This window comes from Luteimonas sp. MC1750 (assembly GCF_016615955.1).
Taxonomy (GTDB): domain Bacteria; phylum Pseudomonadota; class Gammaproteobacteria; order Xanthomonadales; family Xanthomonadaceae; genus Luteimonas.
On sequence record NZ_CP067113.1, the window covers coordinates 1,667,808 to 1,687,577 of the forward strand.

A 19,770-nucleotide genomic window follows, 5' to 3' on the forward strand; every position below is an offset into this window, starting at 1 on the left:
GGATGCGACGCTACGCACACGTCATCGGCAGCGGGACGCGCGACGCCGCCAGCAGTCGCTGGCGCGAGGTGTGCGACCCGGCCCTGGGCCGCCCCTATGCCGAGGTCGCGGATGGCGATGCCGCCGACATCGACGCGGCGGTCGCGGCGGCGGGCGCGGCCTTCCCCGCCTGGTCGGGCCTGCGCAACAGCGAGCGTGCCCGCCACCTGGAGCGCCTCGCCGACGCCCTGGAGGCGCGGGCGGAGGACTTCGCCCACGCCGAGGCCCGTGACGGCGGCAAGCCCTATGCGCTGGCGCGCGACGCGGAAATCCCGCGCGCGGTGTCCAACCTGCGCTTCTTCGCCCACGCGGCCACCCAGTTCAGCAGCGAATCGCACCACGGCGAAGCCGGCCTCAACTACACCCTGCGCCAGCCGCTGGGGGTTGTCGGCACCATCTCGCCCTGGAACCTGCCGCTGTACCTGTTCACCTGGAAGCTCGCGCCAGCGCTCGCGGCAGGCAATACCGTGGTCGCGAAGCCGTCGGAAGTGACGCCCGCGACCGCCACCCTGTTCGGCCAGCTGGCGCTGGAGGCCGGCCTGCCGCAAGGCGTGCTCAACGTGGTGCACGGCAGCGGGCCGGACGTTGGCGAGGCCCTGGTGCGCCACGACGACGTGCGCGCGATCTCGTTCACCGGCAGCACCGCGGTGGGCCAGCGCATCGCCGGCATTGCCGGGCCGCTGCTGAAGAAGGTCTCGCTGGAGCTGGGCGGCAAGAATCCGACCCTGGTCTTCGCCGACAGCGACTGGCGCGACCAGCTCGGCATCCTCGTCCGCTCGGCCTTCCAGAACAGCGGGCAGATCTGCCTGTGCGGCTCGCGCATCCTGGTCGAGCGCAAGGTGTACGTGGAATTCCGCGACGCCTTCGTCCAGGCCGCGCTGACCCTGCGCCCGGGCGATCCCATGGACAGCGATGCCAACCTCGGCCCGCTGGTCTCGCAGGCGCACTTCGACAAGGTCGTGGCGGCGATCGCGCGGGCGCGCGACGAGGGCGGCACGGTGCTCTGCGGCGGCAGCGCGCTCGAGCGTCCGGGCTGGTTCGTGCCGCCCACGGTGATCGAGGGCCTGGGGCCGGATTGCGCCAGCAACCGCGAGGAGATCTTCGGGCCGGTCGCCACGCTGCAGCCCTTCGACGACGACGACCACGCGCTGGTGCTGGCCAACGCCGGCGACCATGGCCTGGCCGCTTCGGTGTGGACGCGCGACCTCGCCCGCGCCCACCGCTTTGGCGCGCAGCTGCGCTGCGGCATCGTCTGGATCAATACCTGGCTGCTGCGCGACCTGCGCACGCCCTTCGGCGGCATGGGCCAGTCCGGCCTGGGTCGCGAGGGCGGACTGGAGGCGATGCGCTTCTTCACCGAGCCGCGCAACGTCTGCATCGCGACCTGAGCCCGCACCCCCTTTCGCACCACACGGAACCCCCATGTACCGAATGCACGACCTCCTCGAACGCAACCGCATCTGGGCCGAGCGCGCCCGCGCCGAGGATCCCGGCTTCTTCAGCCGCCTGTCCGGGTTGCAGCACCCCAGATACCTGTGGATCGGCTGCTCCGACTCGCGCGTGCCGGCCAACCAGATCATCGACATGAACCCGGGCGAGGTCTTCGTCCACCGCAACATCGCCAATGTCGTGGTGCACACCGACCTCAACTGCCTGTCGGTGATCCAGTACGCGATCGACGTGCTCAAGGTCGAGCACATCCTGGTCGTCGGGCACTACGGCTGTGGCGGCGTGGGCGCCGCGCTCACCAGCCAGCGCGTGGGCCTGGCCGACAACTGGATCCGCCACGTCAAGGACGTGAAGCACAAGCACCGCGCGATCATCGAGGCGCTCGACAGCGACGAGATCCGCCACGATCGCCTGTGCGAGCTCAACGCCTTGGAGCAGATGATCAACGTCTGCGAGACCACGGTGGTGCGCGAAGCCTGGGCGCGCGGGCAGCAGCTCGCCGTGCACGCCTGGGTCTACTCGCTGCGCGACGGCCGGGTGCATGACCTCGGACTGTCGATCGATTGCCCGAACGCGCTGCCCGAGCAGTACGAGCCTGCGCTGCAGCGCATCAGCGAAGACCGCGAGGACCGCTGACGTGGCTAGCACCGCGGTCCAGGCCGACACCGCACCCAAGCCGGTCGGTGCCTATCCGCATGCGCGGCGCGTGGGCGACCTGCTGTTCCTGTCGGGCATCGGGCCGCGCGACCCGGCCAGCGATGCGATCCCCGGCAACGTCTATTTCGCGGATGGCCGCGTGCGCAGCTACGACATCGCCGCGCAGGCGCGCGCGGTGTTCGCCAACGTCCGCGCCGTGCTCGAGGCCAGCGGCGCGCGCTGGGAGGACCTGGTGGACGTGACCGTCTATCTCACCGACATGGCGCGCGACTTCAAGGCCTACAACGCGGTGTGGGCGGAGCACTTCCCGGACCCGGCCACCGCCCCGTGCCGGACCACGCTCGGCATCACCGCGCTGCCGACGCCGATCGCGATCGAGCTGAAGTGCGTTGCCGCGCTGCCGGCGGCGCGCGCCTGAGCCTCCACCGGAGACCGACCATGATTCCCGCCCCGCTGAACTTCCAGAAATGGATCGACGACAACCGCCACCTGCTCAAGCCACCCGTCGGCAACAAGTGCATCTACGACGGCGAGTTCATCGTGATGGTGGTCGGCGGACCCAACGCCCGCACCGACTACCACTTCGAGGAAGGGCCTGAATGGTTCTACCAGCTCGAGGGCGAGATGGTGCTGCGCATCCAGGACGAGGGCCAGGTACGCGACGTCCCGATCCGCGCCGGCGAGACCTTCCTGCTGCCGCCGCGCGTGCCCCACTCCCCGCAGCGCGCCGAAGGCTCGATCGGGCTGGTGATCGAACGCCGGCGCCTGGCGCACGAGGACGACGGCCTGATGTGGTTCTGCGTGCAGTGCAACGCGAAGCTCTACGAGGAGTTCTTCCACCTCGAAGACATCGAGCAGGACTTCTTCCGCGTCTTCGAAACCTTCTACCGCGATGAAGGCCTGCGCACCTGCAAGGCCTGCGGCCACCTCAACCCGCGGCCGACGCGCTACGAGATGCAGGCCGACTCGCAGGCCGACATCACCTGACATGCTGAAGATCGACATCCACGCCCACTACCTGCCGCGCGACTGGCCCGACCTCGCGCGCAAGTACGGCGACGAGCGCTTCCCGGTGATCCACCACACCGAGGACGGCCGCCACCGCATCTACAAGGACGGGCGCTTCTTCCGCGAGATCTGGTCCAAGACCTGGGACGCGCAGGAACGCATCGACGACTACGCGCGCTTCGGCGTCCAGGTGCAGGTGATCAGCACGGTGCCGGTGATGTTCAGCTACTGGGCCCGGCCGCACCAGGCGCTGGAGCTGCACCAGGCGCTCAACGACCACATGGCCGAAACATGCCGCGCGCATCCGCGCCACTACGCCGGCATCGGCACCGTGCCGCTGCAGTCGCCGCGGCTGGCGGTGCAGGAACTCGAGCGCTGCATGGACCAGCTCGGCCTGCAGGGCGTGCAGATCGGCTCGCACGTGCAGGTCTCGCCCGACATCCACTGGAACCTGGACGCGCCGGAACTGTTCCCGTTCTTCGAGGCCGCCGCCGACCTGGGGGCCGCGATCCTGGTGCATCCCTGGGACATGATGGGCACCGCCACCATGCCGAAGTACTGGCTGCCGTGGTTGGTGGGCATGCCGGCTGAGCAGTCGCGCGCGGCCTGCTCGCTGGTCTTCGGCGGCGTGCTGGAACGCCTGCCGAAGCTGAAGATCTGCATGGCGCACGGCGGCGGCAGCTTCCCCTACACCATCGGCCGCATCGAGCACGGCTTCAACATGCGCCCGGACCTGGTGGCCACCGACAACCCGCGCAACCCGCGCGAGTACCTGTCGCGCCTCTACTTCGACTCCTGGGTGGCCGACGACCGCGCCCTGCAGTACCTGCTCGACACCTGCGGGGTCGACCGCGTGATGCTCGGCACCGACTACCCCTTCCCGCTCGGCGAGCAGCACCCCGGCGCCGGCATCGACGCCCTCCACCTCGACCCCGCCGCCCAGGCCCGCCTCTACCACGGCACTGCGCTGGAATGGCTGGGCCTGCCGATGTCAAGGTTTACGTGAGGAGCTTTCTGCCACGGATCTACGCGCATGCGCACGAATTCACGCGGATCACGCGAAAGCAGATTCAAGGGCACTCTCCCCATCTGGTTCTCTGGCTCCATCCGTGTAAATCCGTGCGCATCCGCGCAAATCCGTGGCAAAGGCTTCTTCCATGACAGACCTGTACACCGACCGGCACGCTGCAACCCTTGACGACGCCGATCCGCTGCGCGGGATACGCGCCGAGTTCCACGTCCCGCGCCACGGCGACGGCGAGCAGGCGTACTTCGTCGGCAACTCGCTGGGGCTCCAGCCGAAGGCGGCGCGGGCGCACGTGGAGGACGTGCTCGACAAGTGGGCGGCCGAGGCGGTGGAAGCGCACTTCACAGGGACCACGCAGTGGATGCCCTACCACGCGCTGCTGCGCGATCCGCTGGCGCGGGTGATGGGAGCGGAGCCTGCGGAGGTGGTGGCGATGAACTCGCTGACCGCCAACCTGCACTTCATGCTGGTGAGCTTCTACCGTCCGACGCGCGAACGGCCGGCGATCCTGATGGAAGCCGGCGCGTTTCCGTCGGACCGCTACGCGCTGGAGTCGCAGCTGCGCTTCCATGGCTTCGATCCGGCCACCGACCTGATCGAGCTGCAGCCCGACCTGCCCGAGGGCACGTTCTCGATGGAGGCCATCGCGCGCGCGATCGAAGAGCACGGGCCGCGCCTGGCGCTGGTGCTGTGGCCCGGCGTGCAGTACCGCAGCGGGCAGGCCTTCGACATCGGGGAGATCACGCGGCTCGCGCACGCCGCCGGCGCGCTGGTGGGCTTCGACCTGGCGCACGCCGCGGGCAACCTCGCGCTGCGCCTGCACGACGATGGCCCCGACTTCGCGGTGTGGTGCCACTACAAATACCTCAACGCCGGGCCCGGTGCGGTCGGGGGATGCTTCGTGCACGCGCGCCATGCGCGCACCGATCGTCCCCGGTTCGCCGGCTGGTGGGGGCACGACGAGGCGACGCGCTTCCGCATGGCACCCGAGTTCGAGCCCACGCCGGGCGCCGACGGCTGGCAGATGAGCAATCCGCCGATCCTCGGGCTGGCACCGCTGCGCGCCTCGCTGGAGCTGTTCGACCGCGTGGGCATGGAGACGCTGCGCGCGAAGTCGCGCTCGCTCACGGGCTATCTCGAGACCCTCATCGGGCAGCGCCTGGCGGGCACGCTGCGCATCGCCACGCCGCGTGATCCGGCGCAACGCGGAGCACAGCTGTCGCTGCGCGTGCTCGAGGGGCGCGGCCTGAGCGGGCGCGAGGCCGGACGCTCGCTGTTCGAATCGCTGTCGGCGCAGGGCGTGCTCGGGGACTGGCGCGAGCCCGACGTGATCCGCATCTCGCCGGTGCCGATGTACAACAGCCACGCCGACGTGCTGCGTTTCGTGCGCGCCACCGAAGCCTGGCGCGAGGGCCGGGCGTGACCGGCACCGCCTCCCCCCGCGCAACCGCGGCCACCGGCGCCACCGGCGATCGCGAAGCGACCATCATCGGCGCAGGCCTGGCGGGCGCGCTGATGGCCACCCTGCTCGCGCAGCGCGGCTGGACGGTCGAGGTCTACGAAAGCCGCGGCGACCCGCGGCTGCACGGCTTCGCCGGCGGGCGCTCGATCAACCTGGCCCTGGCCGAGCGTGGCCTGCACGCGCTGCGCGCGGCGGACGCCGACCGCGACGTGCTGGCGCAGGCGGTGATGATGCGCGGCCGCATGGTGCATCCGCGCGCGGGCACGCCGCAGCTGCAGCGCTATGGCCGCGACGACCGCGAGGTGATCTGGTCGGTGAGCCGCGGCGAACTCAACGTGACCCTGATCAACGCCGCCGAGGCGGCCGGTGCGACGATCCATTTCGACCGTCGCCTCGAGGCGGTGGACTTTCCGGCAAAGCGTGCCTTCTACCGCGGCGGCGGCGAACTGCACCGGGTCGGCTTCAGCACGCTCATCGGCTGCGACGGTGCTGGCTCCAGCCTGCGCGCGCAGATGCATGCACGGACCGGGCTTGGCGAACGCACCGAGTGGCTCGGACACGGCTACAAGGAGCTGGAGATCCCGCCGGCCGCGGACGGCGGCTTTCGCATCGAGCCCAACGCGCTGCACATCTGGCCGCGCGGCCGCTACATGTGCATCGCGCTGCCCAACGACGAGCGCACCTTCACCGTGACCCTGTTCATGGCGCTCGAGGACCAGGGCGACGGCGACCCGAGCTTCGAGACCGTGCCGGATGCCGCGGCCGCGCTCGCGCTGTTCGAGCGCGATTTCGCCGATGCGCTGCCGCTCATCCCCGAGCTCGTGCACGACTTCGAGGCCAACCCGATCGGCACGCTGGGCACGCTGTACCTGGACCGCTGGCACCTTGGCGGCGACGCGGTGCTGATCGGCGATGCCGCCCACGCGATGGTGCCCTTCCACGGCCAGGGCATGAACTGCGCCTTCGAGGACTGCGTGGCGCTGGCGGGGCACCTCGACGCGACGCCCGACCTGGCCACGGCCTACGCCGCCTTCGAGGCCCAGCGCATGCCCGATGCGACCGCCATCCAGAAGATGGCGCTCGACAACTACATCGAGATGCGCGACCTGGTCGACGATCCGGGCTTCCTGCTGCAGCGCGAGCTCGAGCTGGCGCTGCAGGCGCGCCACCCGACGCGCTTCATCCCGCACTACGCGATGGTGACCTTCATGCGCATCCCCTACTCGCTCGCGCTCGAGCGCAGCGAAATCCAGCGGCGGATCCTCGAGGACGCGACCCGCGGCCGCGCCTCGCTGGCCGGGATCGACATTCCCGCGCTGGACGGCGCGATCGAGCAGGCGCTGGCGCCGCTGGACGCCGGCCCATGAGCGCGCACCTGTTCTGTAGGAGCGGCTACAGCCGCGATCGCTTTCGCGTTCGGATCACGCACCCGTGACCGACAGTTTCCTGTTCTACGACCTCGAGACCTGGGGCACGGATCCGCGGCGCACGCGCATCGCGCAGTTTGCCGCGATTCGCACCGATACCGAGCTGCGCGAGCTGGGCGAGCCGATCGAATTCCTCGTGCGCCCGGCCGACGACCTGCTGCCCTCCCCGGGCGCGTCCATGGTCACCGGCCTGGCGCCACAGGACGCGCTTGCGGGGCTCACCGAGGCCGAGGCTTTCACCCGCATCGCCGAGGAGATGTCGCGACCGGGCACCTGCACGCTCGGCTACAACTCGCTGCGCTTCGACGACGAGTTCGTCCGCCACGGGCTGTTCCGCAACTTCCACGATCCCTACGAGCGCGAATGGCGCAACGGCAACTGCCGCTGGGACCTGCTCGACGTCATGCGCCTGGCCCACGCGCTGCGGCCCGAGGGGCTGCAATGGCCGCTGCGCGAGGACGGCGCCACGTCCTTCCGCCTCGAGCACCTGGCCGAAGCCAACGGCGTGCGCATCGGCGATGCCCATGAGGCGCTGTCGGACGTGCGCGCGCTGATCGGCCTGGCGCGCCTGTTCCGCACCGCCCAGCCGCGCCTGTGGCAGTACGCGCTGGCGCTGCGCGGCAAGCGCCACGTGGCCGGGCTGCTCGATCCGATCGCGATGACGCCCGTCCTGCACGTATCGCAGCGCTATCCGGCCGCGCGCATGTGCGCGGCGGCGGTGGTGCCGGTGGCGGTGCATCCGCAGATCGCCAGCCGGGTGATCGTCTACGACCTGGACAGCGAGCCCGACGAGCTGCTGTCGCTCTCGCCGGAGGCGATCGCCGCGCGGCTGTACGTACGTGCGGCCGACCTGCCGCCGGGCGTGTCGCGGGTTCCGCTGAAGGAAGTGCACACCAACCGGTGCCCCGCGCTGGTGCAGTGGAACCACCTCAGGCCGGCCGATTTCGAACGCATGGGCATCGACCGCGCGGTGGCCGAGGCGCGCGCCGAGCGCATCCGCGCGCACGGCCCGATCCTCGCGGAAAAGGTCCGCCGCGTCTTCGCCCGCGACCAGGACGCGCGCGCACGGCCCGACGTCGACGCCGCGCTCTACGACGGCTTCATCGGCGACGGCGACAAGGCGCGCATGGCCCGGGTGCGTGCGACCCCGCCCGGGCAGCTCGGCGCGGGCGATTTCGGTTTCCAGGATCCGCGACTTGGCGAATTGCTGTTCCGCTACCGCGCCCGCAACTGGCCCGATACGCTCGACGCCGCGGACCGCGCGCGCTGGGACGACTATCGCCGCCAACGTCTGCATGCCGACGCCGGACTGTCCGAATGCACCTTCGAAGCCTACTTCGCCGATATCGCGCGGCTGCGCGCGGAGACGACGGGCGACGCCGGGCGCCGGGCCCTGCTCGACCGCCTGGAGCGGTGGGGTCGCGAGCTCGCGGCCGGCCTGCCCACGGGCGGCGACGCGACCGCCGGCACTGCTGGAGCCGATGGCCCCGACCACGCAAACGCGACGCCATGACCAGCTACTTCACCCCCCACACCTTCCGCTTCCTGCGCGCGCTGGCGCGTCACAACGAGCGCGCCTGGTTCCACGCGCACAAGCACGAGTACGACGCGCACGTGCGCGACCCGCTGCAGCGGCTCATCACCGACCTCCAGCCCGACCTCGCGGCCGTCAGCCTCCAGTTCCGCGCGGACCCGCGCGCCGTCGGCGGCTCGCTCTACCGGATCCAGCGCGATACCCGCTTCGCCAACGACAAGAGCCCGTACAAGACCTGGCAGGGCGCGCGGCTGTTCCACGCGCGCCGGCAGGAGCTGGCGACGCCGCTGTACTACCTGCACATCCAGCCCGGCGGCTGCTTCGTCGGCGCCGGCATCTGGCGCCCCGAATCACCGAACCTGCGCACCATCCGCCAGTTCATCGTCGACAACCCCGCCGGCTGGCAGGCCGCCGCGCACGCGCCCGCGTTCCGCCGCCGCTACACGCTCGACGACGAGGACCGGCTGGTGCGCCCGCCGCGCGGCTTCCCGGCCGACTTCGCCTTCATCGACGACCTGCGCCACCGCAGCTTCGTCGCCTGGCGTCCGCTGGACGACGACACGGTCACCGGCCCGCGACTGCGCCAGGTGCTGGCGAAGGACCTGCGCGACCTCGCGCCCTTCGTCGACTATCTGTGCGCGGCACTCGACCTGGAGTTCTGAGATGACCGATACCCGCAGGCTCAGGCTCGCCGGCTGGATCGTGGCGGCGGTGCTGCTTGCGCTGCTTGCCTGGACCGCCAGCGGGCCCTGGCGGGCGGTGGCCGGCATCCGCCAGGCGGTGGACGCCGGCGACGCCCGCGCACTGGCGCGGTACGTCGACTTTCCCGCGCTGCGCGCCAGCCTCAAGCCGCAGGTGCAGGACCGCATCGTCCGCGCCGCCGGCGTAGAGGCGCAGACGGGACCGTTCGCGGCCTTCGGGCTGACCGTGGCCACCGGGCTGGCGGGCGGGCTGGTCGACGCCATGGTCACGCCCACCGGCCTGGCCGCACTGATGGAAGGCCGCAAAGTCTGGGAGCGCGCCAGCAACGAGCCGCCGCGTTCGCGCGCAGTTACCGGCACCGGCGCCACAGGCAGCGCACGGGCCGACGCAGCGGCCGCATCTGCAACAGCGCCACGCCTGCGTTATGAATCGCTCTCCCGCAGCTCGGCCATCGTGACGCTCGATGACGGCAGTGCACTCACGCTGGTGCTGACGCGCCAGGGCCTGCGCTGGCGTCTGTCCGAGATCCGCCTGCCCCCGGCCGATGCGCCGGGGGCCACCCTGCCCTGATCAGGCCAGCTCGGGCTCCGGCGCGGGGGCTGTAGCGCGCGTGGGCGCCGGCTGCACGCGCAAGGCCGGACCTCCGGCGGCTTCCACCGGCACGGTCCCGGGCTGCGCGTCCTTGCGCAGGAAGGCGTCCAGCGAATCGTCCATCGCCTCCATCCAGCGGGTGTGGTGCCGTGGCGCAAGAGTCCCGGTGATCGTCGAGCGGTAGCTCCGGTCGCGATAGTCGAGGATCCCGGCCTTCTTGTCGCGCTGCCACTGCTTGAGCATGCCCGCCACCTCTTCGATCGCGAACTCGGGATAGTCGCTGCGATCGACCAGGTCGCGCACGTAGGCGGCCTGGAAGTCGATGTCGTCGTCACTGCCGGCGCAGGCGTTCTCGCGCGCGAACCAGGCCTCGCTGTCGGCGCGCATGGCGTCGGTCCCTGGCAGCGCGGTGCGGCCCAGGATCACGTCGCGCGCGAACCAGGCCTGCGCGTCGAACATGTTGAAGGTGTAGTACTGGTCCTGCATGCCCAGGTAGACGAGCTTCGGGTTGTCGATCCAGAACACGCCCTTGTACAGCTCCTGCGGATACAGGCGGTTGCTGGTGCGCAGGGTCAGCCCGTCGGGCAGGAACGGGAAGTGGTGCTGGTAGCCGGTGCACAGGATGATCGCGTCCACCTCCTGGCAGCTGCCGTCGGCGAAGTGCGCGGTGTTGCCCTCCACGCGCAGCAGCAGCGGACGCTCGCTGAAGGCCTCCGGCCAGTCGTAGCCCATCGGTGCGCTGCGGTAGCTGAAGGTCACCGACTTCGCGCCGTACTTGTGGCACTGGGTGCCGATGTCCTCGGCCGAATAGCTGCTGCCCACCAGCAGCAGGTCCTTGCCGGTGAACTCGCAGGCGTCGCGGAAGTCATGCGCGTGCAGCACGCGGCCGGGGAACTGCGACAGGCCTTCGAAGGCGGGCGCGTTGGGCGTGGAGAAATGGCCGGTCGCGACCACCACCCAGTCGAACTCCTCGCTCACCATGCGGTCGTCCTCGAGCTCGCGCACGGTCACGGTGAACTTGCCGGTGTCCTCGCTGTACTCGACCGAATGCACCGCGGTGTTGAAACGGATCTGGTGGCGCAGGTTGCTGCGCTCGATCCGGCCCATGATGTAGTCGCGCAGCACGGGCCGCGGCGGATACGAGGCGATCGGGCGACCGAAATGCTCCTCGAAGCTGTAGTCGGCGAACTCCAGGCACTCCTTGGGTCCGTTCGACCAGAGGTAGCGGTACATGCTGGCGTGCACCGGCTCGCCGTGCTGGTCCAGGCCGGTGCGCCAGGTGTAGTTCCACATCCCGCCGAGGTCGGACTGCTTCTCGAAGCAGACGATCTCGGGGACGTCGGCGCCGGCGCGGCGGGCGGCGTCAAAGGCACGAAGCTGGGCCAGGCCGCTGGGGCCGGCGCCGAGGACGGCGATGCGTTGGGTCATGGATTCGGGTCTCCTGTTCGTGGCGCGCACCCCGGAGGGTCGTCGCCAGGCGCATAAGCGCGGACGCGCCAGCCGGGGGTCGACGCGAGGGCCGGCGGGCGCACGGAAGCCCGCCTGCGGCGGGCCGCCCGATGGATTGCTGGAAGTGGTGTCGGACTGCCGACCGGAGCCTGGCTCCGTTCCTGCCAAACCCGGGCATGGACGTCCACGGGCCCTGCCTGGTGGCAGCGGCAGCGCGCGAACTTCGTCAAAACGAAGTGATTCGCGGCAAATTTCGCAGAACGCCGGCGAATATTAACACGGACCCGGGCGCTCGGCCTCAGACCGGGTTCGACACTCCGTGGGGCACGTGGCCGGTGGTCACGTGCTGGCGCGCCGAGTCGATGTTGTGCTGCGAATCGTCGAAGAAGATGTCGGCGCCGAAGACGTCGAGGAAGGGCCCCTTCGCGCGCCCGCCCAGGAACAGCGCCTCGTCCAGGCGCACGCCCCACTCGCGGAGGGTGCGGATCACCCGCTCGTGCGCAGGCGCCGAGCGCGCGGTCACCAGCGCGGTGCGGATCGGCGAGGCCTCGCCGGGCGGATAGGCCGCCTGCAGGTGGTGCAGCGCGTCGAGGAAGCCGCGGAACGGCCCTCCGGACAGCGGCTCGCGCGCCCGCTCGATCTCGTGGCGGTGGAAGGCCTCGATGCCGGACTCGCGCGAGACCCGCTCGCCCTCGTCGCCGAAGATCACCGCGTCGCCGTCGAAGGCGATGCGCAGCTGGTCATGCCGGTGCGCCGGCGCCTTGGCCGGCAGGATGGTCGCGGCCGCCACGCCGTTCACCAGCGCGGCGCGCACCGACTCCGGGTTGGCCGACAGGAACAGCTGGGCGCCGAAGGGGCGGATGTAGGGCCAGGTCGGCTCGCCCGAAGTGAAGGTCGCGCGCGAGATGGCCAGGCCGTGGTGCTGGATGGCGTTGAAGATGCGCAGGCCGGTGTCGGCCGAGTTGCGCGACAGCAGGATGACTTCCACCCGCGGCGCCTCGGGCGACGCACCCTCGTTGAGCGCGAGCAGCTTGCGCACCAGCGGGAAGGCGATGCCCGGCTCGAGGATCTCGTCCTCGTTGATGCGCTGGTGTTCGGCATAGGCCTCGATGCCGTCGCGCTCGAACAGCGCGTGGCTGTCCTCGAGGTCGAACAGCGCCCTGGACGAGATGGCGACGATCAGCGGCGGAAGGACGTCGGATGGCATGGCGCGAGTATGCGTGATGCCGGTCGCAGGGGGCGAGACGCCTCAGGTCTCGAACTGCTCGCTGAGGATGCGTTCTTCCAGGTTGTGCTCCGGGTCGAACAGCAGGGTCACCGTGCGGTCTCGCGACTCCTGGATGGTCACCTCGACCACGTCGCGCACCTCGTGCGAATCGGCCGTCGCGCTCACCGGCCGCTTGTAGGGATCGAGCACGCGGAAGCGCACCACCGTGTCGGCCTTCAGCAGCGCGCCGCGCCAGCGCCGCGGGCGGAACGCGGCGATCGGGGTGAGCGCCACGACGCTGCTGCCCAGCGGCAGGATCGGACCGTGCGCGGAATAGTTGTACGCGGTGCTGCCCGCGGGCGTGGCCAGCATCACGCCGTCGCAGACCAGCTCGTCAAGCCGCACCTGGCCGTTGAGTTCGATCGAGACATGCGCCGCCTGGCGCGTCTGGCGCAGCAGCGACACTTCGTTGTAGGCGAGCGATCCGACGCTGGCGCCGGATTCGGTGGCCGCCACCATCTCCAGCGGCCGCAGCACGGCCGGCTCGGCCCCTTCCAGCCGCGACATCAGGTCCGGCACGCTGCCGGCCTCGCCCTGGTAATGGTTCATCAGGAAGCCGACGGTTCCGAGCTTGAGCCCGTAGACCGGCTTGCCCAGCGCACCGTGGCGATGCAGCGTCTGCAGCATGAACCCGTCGCCGCCCAGGGCGCAGATGATGTCGGACGCGTCCGGGGCGCACTGGCCGTGGCGGGCGGTGAAGCGGGCCAGCGCGGCCTGCGCGTCGGCGGCGGGACTGGCGAGGAAGGCGATGCGCGGCGATCCGGTCATGCCCGCAGCATACCGCGGGCCCCTGGCCGGTAAAGCCCCGCCCTCCCCCGCGGCGCGGAGGGAGGGCGGGCCGCTGGCTCAGCCCGCGCTGGCGAGCTGCGCCAGGCGCCGCACCGCGACCGAGGCGGTCGGGTAGTCCAGCGTGGTCTGCGCGGCGAGCTCGGCCAGCATGCCGAGGGTGAAGCGCAGCGCGGCATCGTCGCGACCGATCCACTGCGCCACCTTGGCGTCCGCGTCGCGACCCGGCATCGACAGCACCTGCCCGACCAGGGCGCGCTGCTGCGCGGCGAGCTCGTCACGCAGCGCCCCGCGGGCGACCGCATGCCAGCGCCCGTCGACCGCGAGCTGGTCGATCTGGCGCACCAGCCACGGCAGGTTGAGCGCGTCGGCCAGGCGGAAGTACACCCGCGCCACCTCGACCGGCTTGCGCTTGCGCTCGCGCGCCAGCTCGATGATGTCGGGGCTGGCCTCGAGGTACGGCAGGGCCGCCAGCTGGCTGGCCAGCCCGTCCGGCACGCCCTTGGCGCGCCAGTCGACGAGCGACTGCTCGTAGGCGGGGCGCTGCGCAGCGGTCAGGATGTCCTCGCCGGCATAGATCGCCTGGAAGCCGTCGTGGTAACGCTCCACCGCGCTGGTGATGGTCGGCAGCGCGCCGGGACGCGCCAGCAGCCAGCGGGTGAAGGAGCGCTGCAGCGCCCAGATCACCTGCAGGGCGTCGATCTGCACCGACTCGTGCACCTTGCCGTCGAGCGCATCGATCTGCGCCCACAGCGTGCGCGCCTCGATGGTCTCGCGGGTGACCGTGAACGCCTTGGCCACCTCGGCCGGCGTGCGCCCGCTGTCTTCCTGCATGCGCAGCAGGAAGGTCGCGCCCATGCGGTTGATGGTCGAGTTGGTCACCGCGGTGGCGATGATCTCGCGCTTCAGCCGGTGCTGCTCCATCGCCTTGGCGTACTTCGCCTGCAGCGGCTGCGGGAAGTAGCGCTGCAGCTCGCGCGACAGGTAGGGATCCTCGGGTATGTCCGAGTTGAGCAGCTGCTCGAACGCGACCAGCTTCGAGTACGACAGCAGCACGGCCAGCTCCGGACGCGTCAGGCCCTGCTCGCGCGCCTTGCGCTCGGCGAGCTCGGCGTCGCTGGGCAGGTACTCGATCTGGCGGTCGAGCAGGCCCTGCGATTCCAGGGTCTGGATGAAGTGCTGCTTGGAGCCCAGCCGCGACACGCTCATCCGCTCCATCAGGCTGATCGCCTGGTTCTGGCGGTAGTTGTCGTTGAGCACCAGGCCGGCGACCTCGTCGGTCATCGCCTTGAGCAGCGCATTGCGGTCGGCGAGCTTCAGCTTGCCGGCCTGCACCTGCGCGTTGAGCAGGATCTTGATGTTCACCTCGTGGTCGGAGGTGTCCACGCCGGCGGAGTTGTCGATGAAGTCGGTGTTGAGCAGGACGCCGGCCTGCGCGGCCTCGATGCGGCCGCACTGGGTCATGCCCAGGTTGCCGCCCTCGCCCACGATGCGGCAGCGCAGCTCGCCGCCGTTGACGCGGATGGCGTTGTTGGCGCGGTCACCCACGTCGGCGTGGGTTTCGCCCGCGCCCTTGACGTAGGTGCCGATGCCGCCGTTCCACAGCAGGTCGACCGGCGCCTTCAGCACCGCCGACATCAGCTCGTTCGGGCTCATCGCGGTGGTGCCGTCGGCAAGACCCAGGGCCTCGCGCATCTCCGGGGACACCGGGATCGACTTCAGGCTGCGCGCGAACACGCCGCCGCCCTGGCTGATGAGCGACTTGTCGTAGTCGTCCCAGCTCGAGCGCGGCACCTGGAACAGCCGCTGGCGCTCCCGGTACGAGATCGCCGCGTCCGGATCGGGGTCGACGAAGATGTGGCGGTGGTCCATGGCCGCCACCAGGCGGATGTGCTTCGACAGCAGCATGCCGTTGCCGAACACGTCGCCGGACATGTCGCCGATGCCGACCGCGGTGAAGTCCTGCTTCTGGCAGTCGATGCCCATCGCGCGGAAGTGGCGCTTGACCGACTCCCAGGCGCCGCGCGCGGTGATGCCCATGCCCTTGTGGTCATAGCCGACCGAGCCGCCCGAGGCGAAGGCATCGTCGAGCCAGTAGCCGTACTCGCGGGAGATGCCGTTGGCGATGTCGGAGAAGGTCGCGGTGCCCTTGTCGGCCGCCACCACCATGTAGGGATCCGGATCGTCGTGGCGCACCACGTCCTTCGGCGGCACGATGGCGCCGTCGACGGTCAGGTTGTCGGTCAGGTCGAGCAGGCCGCTGATGAAGCGCCTGTAGCAGGCGATGCCCTCGGCCTGCTGGGCGTCGCGGTCGCCGCCAACCGGCGGACGCTTGACGATGAAGCCGCCCTTGGAGCCGACCGGAACGATCACCGTGTTCTTCACCATCTGCGCCTTGACCAGGCCCAGCACCTCGGTGCGGAAGTCCTCGCGGCGGTCGGACCAGCGCAGGCCGCCACGCGCCACCGGGCCGAAGCGCAGGTGGGTGCCCTCGACGCGCGGACCGCAGACGAAGATCTCGCGGTAGGGACGCGGCTTGGGCAGGTCGGGAACGCGGGCCGAGTCGAACTTGAAGGCGATGTAGTCCTTCGGCCGTCCCTCGCCGTCGAGCTGGTAATAGTTGTTGCGCAGCGTCGCGTCGATCACGCCGACGTAGCTGCGCACGATGCGGTCCTCGTCGAGGCTGGCCACGCCCTCCAGCAGCTCGCGGATCCCGGCGTGCGCGACATCGATGGCGGCGCGGCGGGCCTTGTCGGCCACGGCGGGATCGAAGCGCGCCTCGAACAGCTCGACCAGCTTGGCCGCGAGCTTCGGATTGCGGACCAGGGTCTCCTCGACGTAGGCCTGCGAGAACGGCACGCCGACCTGCAGCAGGTACTTGCAGTAGGCGCGCAGCATCGACACCTGGCGCCAGCCCAGGCCGGCCGACGCGACCAGCCGGTTGAAGCCGTCGTTCTCGGCGTCGCCGCGCCAGATGCTGGCGAAGCCGTCCTCGAAGCGGGCGGCATCGGGCTCGACCCCGCCGGCCACCTCGACCTCGAAGTCCTGGATATAGGCCACGCGCGGCGCGCCGCCGTCGGCCGCCGCGACCTCGAGCCGGTGCGGATGCTCGGCGATGACCCGCAGGCCCATGTTCTCCATCATCGGCAGCACTTCCGACAGCGCGATGTCGCCGCCGGCCCGGTACAGCTTGAGGCGCAGCACGCTCTCGCCCGGGCGGTGCAGCACGGCGCGCTGCAGGCTGAGGCGGAGGTCCTCCGGCCCGGTCAGCGCGTCGAGCCGGGCGACGTCGCCGGCCGCCACGGCCGGGGTCGCGCGTTCGATGTACGGTGCCGGCAGCGCGCGCCCCCAGGTGGACGCCAGCGCCAGGCCGCGCGCCTCGCCCTCGCTTCCGATCAGGGCCTCGCGCAGGTCGTCCTGCCAGTTGCGCACGATCGCGGCCAGGCGCGCCTGCAGCGCGGCCTCGTCGACCTCGACCGCCTCGCCGGTGCGCGGGCGCACCAGCATGTGCAGCTGGGCCAGCGGCGATTCGCCCAGGGTGACATTGGTGTCGACGTGGTCGGCGCCCAGGACCTCCTTGAGCATCGCCTCGACACGCAGGCGGACCTCGGTGTTGTAGCGGTCGCGCGGCACGTAGCCGAGCACCGAGTAGAAGCGGCCATAGTGGTCGCGGCGCAGGAAGACGCGGCTGCGCACGCGCTCCTGCAGGCCGAGGATGCCGCTGGCCACGCGCTGCAGCTCGCCGCTGGAGGCCTGGAACAGCTCGTCGCGCGGCAGCGATTCGAGGATGTGCTTGAGCGCCTTGCCGCTGTGGCCGGTGTCGGCCAGGCCGGAGGAGCCCATCACCTGCTCGTAGCGCTCGCGCACGATCGGGATGTCCCAGGGACGGCGGTTGTAGGCGCTCGAGGTGTAGAGCCCGAGGAAGCGCTTCTCGGTGACCGCGCGGGTGCCCTTGGCGTCGAAGCCGAGCAGGCCGATGTAGTCCATGTAGCCGGGACGGTGGATGGTGGACCGCGCGTTGGTCTTGGTCAGGATCAGCGGCTCGATGGTGCGCTCGGTGCGCTGCGCGCCCACGGTGCTGAGCAGGCGCGGCTTGCCGACGTCGCGGCAGCGCAGCAGGCCCAGGCCGCTGCCTTCGACCGCCTGCAGCACGTCGTCGCGGCCCTTCCTGACCACCTCGTACTCGCGGTAGCCGAAGAAGGTGAAGTGGTTGTCGGCGGCCCAGCGCAGGAAGGCCTGGATTTCCGCGCGCTCGGCCTCGGAAACCGGCAGCGCCGCGCCCGACAGGCCCTCGGCGACCTCTTCCATGCGCGTGCGCATCGCCTGCCAGTCGCCCACGATCAGGCGCACGTCCTCGAGCACGCCGCGCACCGCGGCCTCGACGCGCGCGCAGCCTTCGGGCGTCTGGCGGTCGATCTCCAGGTGCATCAGCGATTCGGGCGTGCCCTGGCCGACGCCGGTCAGCTTGCCGGCGCGGTCGCGCCCGAGCTGCACCACCGGGTGACCGAGCACGTGCACGCCGATCCCGAGTTCGGACAGCGCCATGGTCACCGAGTCGACGAGGAACGGCATGTCGTCGTTGGCGATCTGCAGCACCGTGTGCTGGGTCTCCCAGCCGTGCGAGGCCAGGGTCGGATTGAACAGGCGCACGCTGGCGCTGCCGGCCTTGCGCTTGCCGATCGAGGCGAGGAAGTCGGTCGAGAGCGCGGCCCAGCCGTCAGCCTCGTGGAGGCTGATCTCGTCCTCGCCCATGCGCTGGTAGAAGGCCGCGGCAAAGGTGGCGGCGTCGTCGCCACCGGACTTGCCCGCGCGCTTGCGCACGGCGGCCAGCACGGGTTCGAGCAACCGGCTGTCGCGCGCCGCCGCGCGGCGGTCGCCGGTGGTGGCTTTTGCGGGGCGGGCAGGAGCCTTCTTCGATGCAGTACTCATGTCGGTATCCGGATGCAATGAGGCCCGCGCACAGGCACGGGCCAAGGGAGTCGGTTCGTCAGGAACGGCGTCGCGCCGCCGCGCCGCGGCCCGGGATCGGGATCGGCACGGGACGCGGGCAATGGCAGGGTTTGCGCACGGGCTGCACGGTCGTCGATGCGTCAGCGCAGCCCGGTCTCATGCCGGGCGATCACCAGCCGCTGGATCTCGCTGGTGCCCTCGTAGATCTCGGTGATCTTGGCATCGCGGAAATAGCGTTCGATCGGCATTTCCTTCGAATAGCCCATTCCGCCGTGGATCTGCAGCGCCTGGTGGGTGATCCACATGGCCGCTTCGGACGCGGCGAGCTTGGCGATCGCGGCCTCGTTGCTGAAGCGCTGGCCCTGGCCCTTCACCCACGCCGCGCGCAGCGTCAGCAGCAGGGCCGCGTCGAGCTTGCACTTCATGTCGGCGATCTTGGCCTGGGTCATCTGGAAGGTGCCGATCGGCGCACCAAAGGCCTTGCGCTCCCTGACGTACTCGAGCGTCGCCTCGTAGGCCGCGCGGGCGATGCCGATGGCCTGGGAGGCGATGCCGATGCGACCGGCGTCGAGCACGCCCATGGCGATCCTGAAGCCCTCGCCTTCCTTGCCCAGCACTTCATCGGGCTTGACCACGTAGCCGTCGAACTCGATCTCGCAGGTGGCCGAGGCGCGGATCCCGAGCTTGGGCTCGGTCTTGCCGCGGGCGAAGCCCTGGCGCGTGGTGTCGATCGCGAAGGCGGTGATGCCGCGCGCGCCCTTGTCCGGGTCGGTCATGGCGAACAGCACGATGTACTTCGCCACCGGGCCGGAGGTGATCCAGCTCTTCTTGCCGTTGACGACGTAGCTGCCGTCGGCCTGCCTGACGGCGCGGCAGCGCATGGCGGTGGCGTCCGATCCGGACTGCGGCTCGGTCAGCGCGAAGGCGCCGATCTCGCGGCCCTCGGCGATGGCCGAGACGTAGAGCGTCTTCTGCTCCTCGGTGCCGTGGGTCAGGATGCCGTTGCAGAACAGCGAGTTGTTGACCGACATGATCGTGGAATGCGCGGCGTCGGCTGCAGCCACCTCGACCATGGCCAGCACGTAGGCCACCGGATCCATGCCCGCGCCGCCGTACTCCGCCGGCACCTCGATGCCCATCAGCCCGTTCTCGCCCAGCAGGCGGATATTGTCGAGCGGGAATTCGCCGGTGCGGTCGTGGTGCTCGGCGCTCGGCGCGATCTTCTCCTGCGCGATGCGGCGGGCCACGTCCTGGATCATCAACTGTTCTTCGGTGAAGCTGAAATCCACGCGCTGCTCCTGTATGCGCCGCGCCTGCGACGGCCTGAAAACAAGAGCGCCATTCTAGCCTGCCCGCCGTCCGGCATCGACACTCGGCGGGCGCCGGGGCGCCGCGGGCAGCCGCGCGCGGCCTTGACCGGGC

Annotated in this window: 14 protein-coding genes and 1 pseudogene; 10 read left to right on the forward strand and 5 right to left on the reverse strand. The window is 70.6% G+C overall.

The window, feature by feature from the left end:
- Positions 1-2 precede the first annotated feature (2 nt).
- From JGR68_RS07805 to JGR68_RS07850, 10 genes and pseudogenes are all read left to right on the forward strand, one after another.
- Entirely contained in the window at positions 3-1,427 is a 1,425-nt protein-coding gene (locus tag JGR68_RS07805) for an aldehyde dehydrogenase (RefSeq protein WP_199361993.1), read from the forward strand.
- A 34-nt stretch (positions 1,428-1,461) separates the two neighbouring features.
- On the forward strand, positions 1,462-2,124 hold the full coding sequence (gene can / locus JGR68_RS07810) for a carbonate dehydratase (RefSeq protein WP_199361992.1): 663 nt from the start codon (positions 1,462-1,464) through the stop codon (positions 2,122-2,124).
- 1 nt (position 2,125) lies between these two features.
- Positions 2,126-2,563: a RidA family protein gene (locus tag JGR68_RS07815; RefSeq protein WP_234446463.1), complete on the forward strand. Its 438-nt coding sequence runs from the start codon at positions 2,126-2,128 to the stop codon at positions 2,561-2,563.
- Between the two features lie 20 nt (positions 2,564-2,583).
- Entirely contained in the window at positions 2,584-3,132 is a 549-nt protein-coding gene (locus JGR68_RS07820) for a 3-hydroxyanthranilate 3,4-dioxygenase (RefSeq protein ID WP_199361990.1), read from the forward strand.
- Position 3,133: 1 nt separating this feature from the next.
- On the forward strand, positions 3,134-4,159 hold the full coding sequence (locus JGR68_RS07825; RefSeq protein ID WP_199361989.1) for an amidohydrolase family protein: 1,026 nt from the start codon (positions 3,134-3,136) through the stop codon (positions 4,157-4,159).
- Positions 4,160-4,310: 151 nt separating this feature from the next.
- The gene (gene kynU / locus JGR68_RS07830) at positions 4,311-5,603 is read left to right on the forward strand and encodes a kynureninase (RefSeq protein ID WP_199361988.1); all 1,293 of its coding nucleotides are present in this window, start codon (positions 4,311-4,313) and stop codon (positions 5,601-5,603) included.
- A 62-nt stretch (positions 5,604-5,665) separates the two neighbouring features.
- Positions 5,666-7,009, forward strand: coding sequence for an NAD(P)/FAD-dependent oxidoreductase (locus JGR68_RS07835; protein WP_199362256.1), 1,344 nt, complete (start codon positions 5,666-5,668; stop codon positions 7,007-7,009).
- A 64-nt stretch (positions 7,010-7,073) separates the two neighbouring features.
- Positions 7,074-8,510 (forward strand): annotated as a pseudogene (gene sbcB, locus JGR68_RS07840) (exodeoxyribonuclease I); the annotation flags it as partial.
- A 68-nt stretch (positions 8,511-8,578) separates the two neighbouring features.
- Entirely contained in the window at positions 8,579-9,265 is a 687-nt protein-coding gene (locus JGR68_RS07845) for a DUF2461 domain-containing protein (protein WP_199361986.1), read from the forward strand.
- Position 9,266: 1 nt separating this feature from the next.
- Entirely contained in the window at positions 9,267-9,875 is a 609-nt protein-coding gene (locus JGR68_RS07850) for a DUF2939 domain-containing protein (protein WP_199361985.1), read from the forward strand.
- Here the strand turns inward: JGR68_RS07850 and JGR68_RS07855 are convergent, their stop codons facing one another.
- From JGR68_RS07855 to JGR68_RS07875, 5 genes are all read right to left on the reverse strand, one after another.
- Positions 9,876-11,324 carry an NAD(P)/FAD-dependent oxidoreductase gene (locus JGR68_RS07855; protein WP_199361984.1) on the reverse strand — a complete coding sequence of 483 codons (1,449 nt, stop codon included), beginning with the start codon at positions 11,322-11,324 and terminating at the stop codon, positions 9,876-9,878.
- Between the two features lie 319 nt (positions 11,325-11,643).
- Positions 11,644-12,552 carry a 5'-nucleotidase gene (locus JGR68_RS07860; protein ID WP_199361983.1) on the reverse strand — a complete coding sequence of 303 codons (909 nt, stop codon included), beginning with the start codon at positions 12,550-12,552 and terminating at the stop codon, positions 11,644-11,646.
- 42 nt (positions 12,553-12,594) lie between these two features.
- Complete coding sequence (locus JGR68_RS07865) at positions 12,595-13,380, reverse strand: NAD kinase (protein WP_199361982.1); 786 nt, start codon at positions 13,378-13,380, stop codon at positions 12,595-12,597.
- Between the two features lie 78 nt (positions 13,381-13,458).
- Positions 13,459-18,327 carry an NAD-glutamate dehydrogenase domain-containing protein gene (locus JGR68_RS07870; protein ID WP_199361981.1) on the reverse strand — a complete coding sequence of 1,623 codons (4,869 nt, stop codon included), beginning with the start codon at positions 18,325-18,327 and terminating at the stop codon, positions 13,459-13,461.
- 161 nt (positions 18,328-18,488) lie between these two features.
- Positions 18,489-19,637, reverse strand: a complete 1,149-nt coding sequence (locus JGR68_RS07875) for an acyl-CoA dehydrogenase family protein (protein WP_199361980.1) — start codon at positions 19,635-19,637, stop codon at positions 18,489-18,491.
- Positions 19,638-19,770 lie beyond the last annotated feature (133 nt).

Bases quoted from the DNA above. Each gene is read 5' to 3' on its own strand.
- JGR68_RS07805 (WP_199361993.1), top strand. From the start codon at position 3: ATGCGACGCTACGCACACGTCATCGGCAGCGGGACGCGCGACGCCGCC.
- can (WP_199361992.1), top strand. From the start codon at position 1,462: ATGTACCGAATGCACGACCTCCTCGAACGCAACCGCATCTGGGCCGAG.
- JGR68_RS07820 (WP_199361990.1), top strand. From the start codon at position 2,584: ATGATTCCCGCCCCGCTGAACTTCCAGAAATGGATCGACGACAACCGC.
- JGR68_RS07825 (WP_199361989.1), top strand. From the start codon at position 3,134: ATGCTGAAGATCGACATCCACGCCCACTACCTGCCGCGCGACTGGCCC.
- kynU (WP_199361988.1), top strand. From the start codon at position 4,311: ATGACAGACCTGTACACCGACCGGCACGCTGCAACCCTTGACGACGCC.
- JGR68_RS07845 (WP_199361986.1), top strand. From the start codon at position 8,579: ATGACCAGCTACTTCACCCCCCACACCTTCCGCTTCCTGCGCGCGCTG.
- JGR68_RS07850 (WP_199361985.1), top strand. From the start codon at position 9,267: ATGACCGATACCCGCAGGCTCAGGCTCGCCGGCTGGATCGTGGCGGCG.
- JGR68_RS07855 (WP_199361984.1), bottom strand. From the start codon at position 11,324: ATGACCCAACGCATCGCCGTCCTCGGCGCCGGCCCCAGCGGCCTGGCC.
- JGR68_RS07860 (WP_199361983.1), bottom strand. From the start codon at position 12,552: ATGCCATCCGACGTCCTTCCGCCGCTGATCGTCGCCATCTCGTCCAGG.
- JGR68_RS07865 (WP_199361982.1), bottom strand. From the start codon at position 13,380: ATGACCGGATCGCCGCGCATCGCCTTCCTCGCCAGTCCCGCCGCCGAC.
- JGR68_RS07870 (WP_199361981.1), bottom strand. From the start codon at position 18,327: ATGAGTACTGCATCGAAGAAGGCTCCTGCCCGCCCCGCAAAAGCCACC.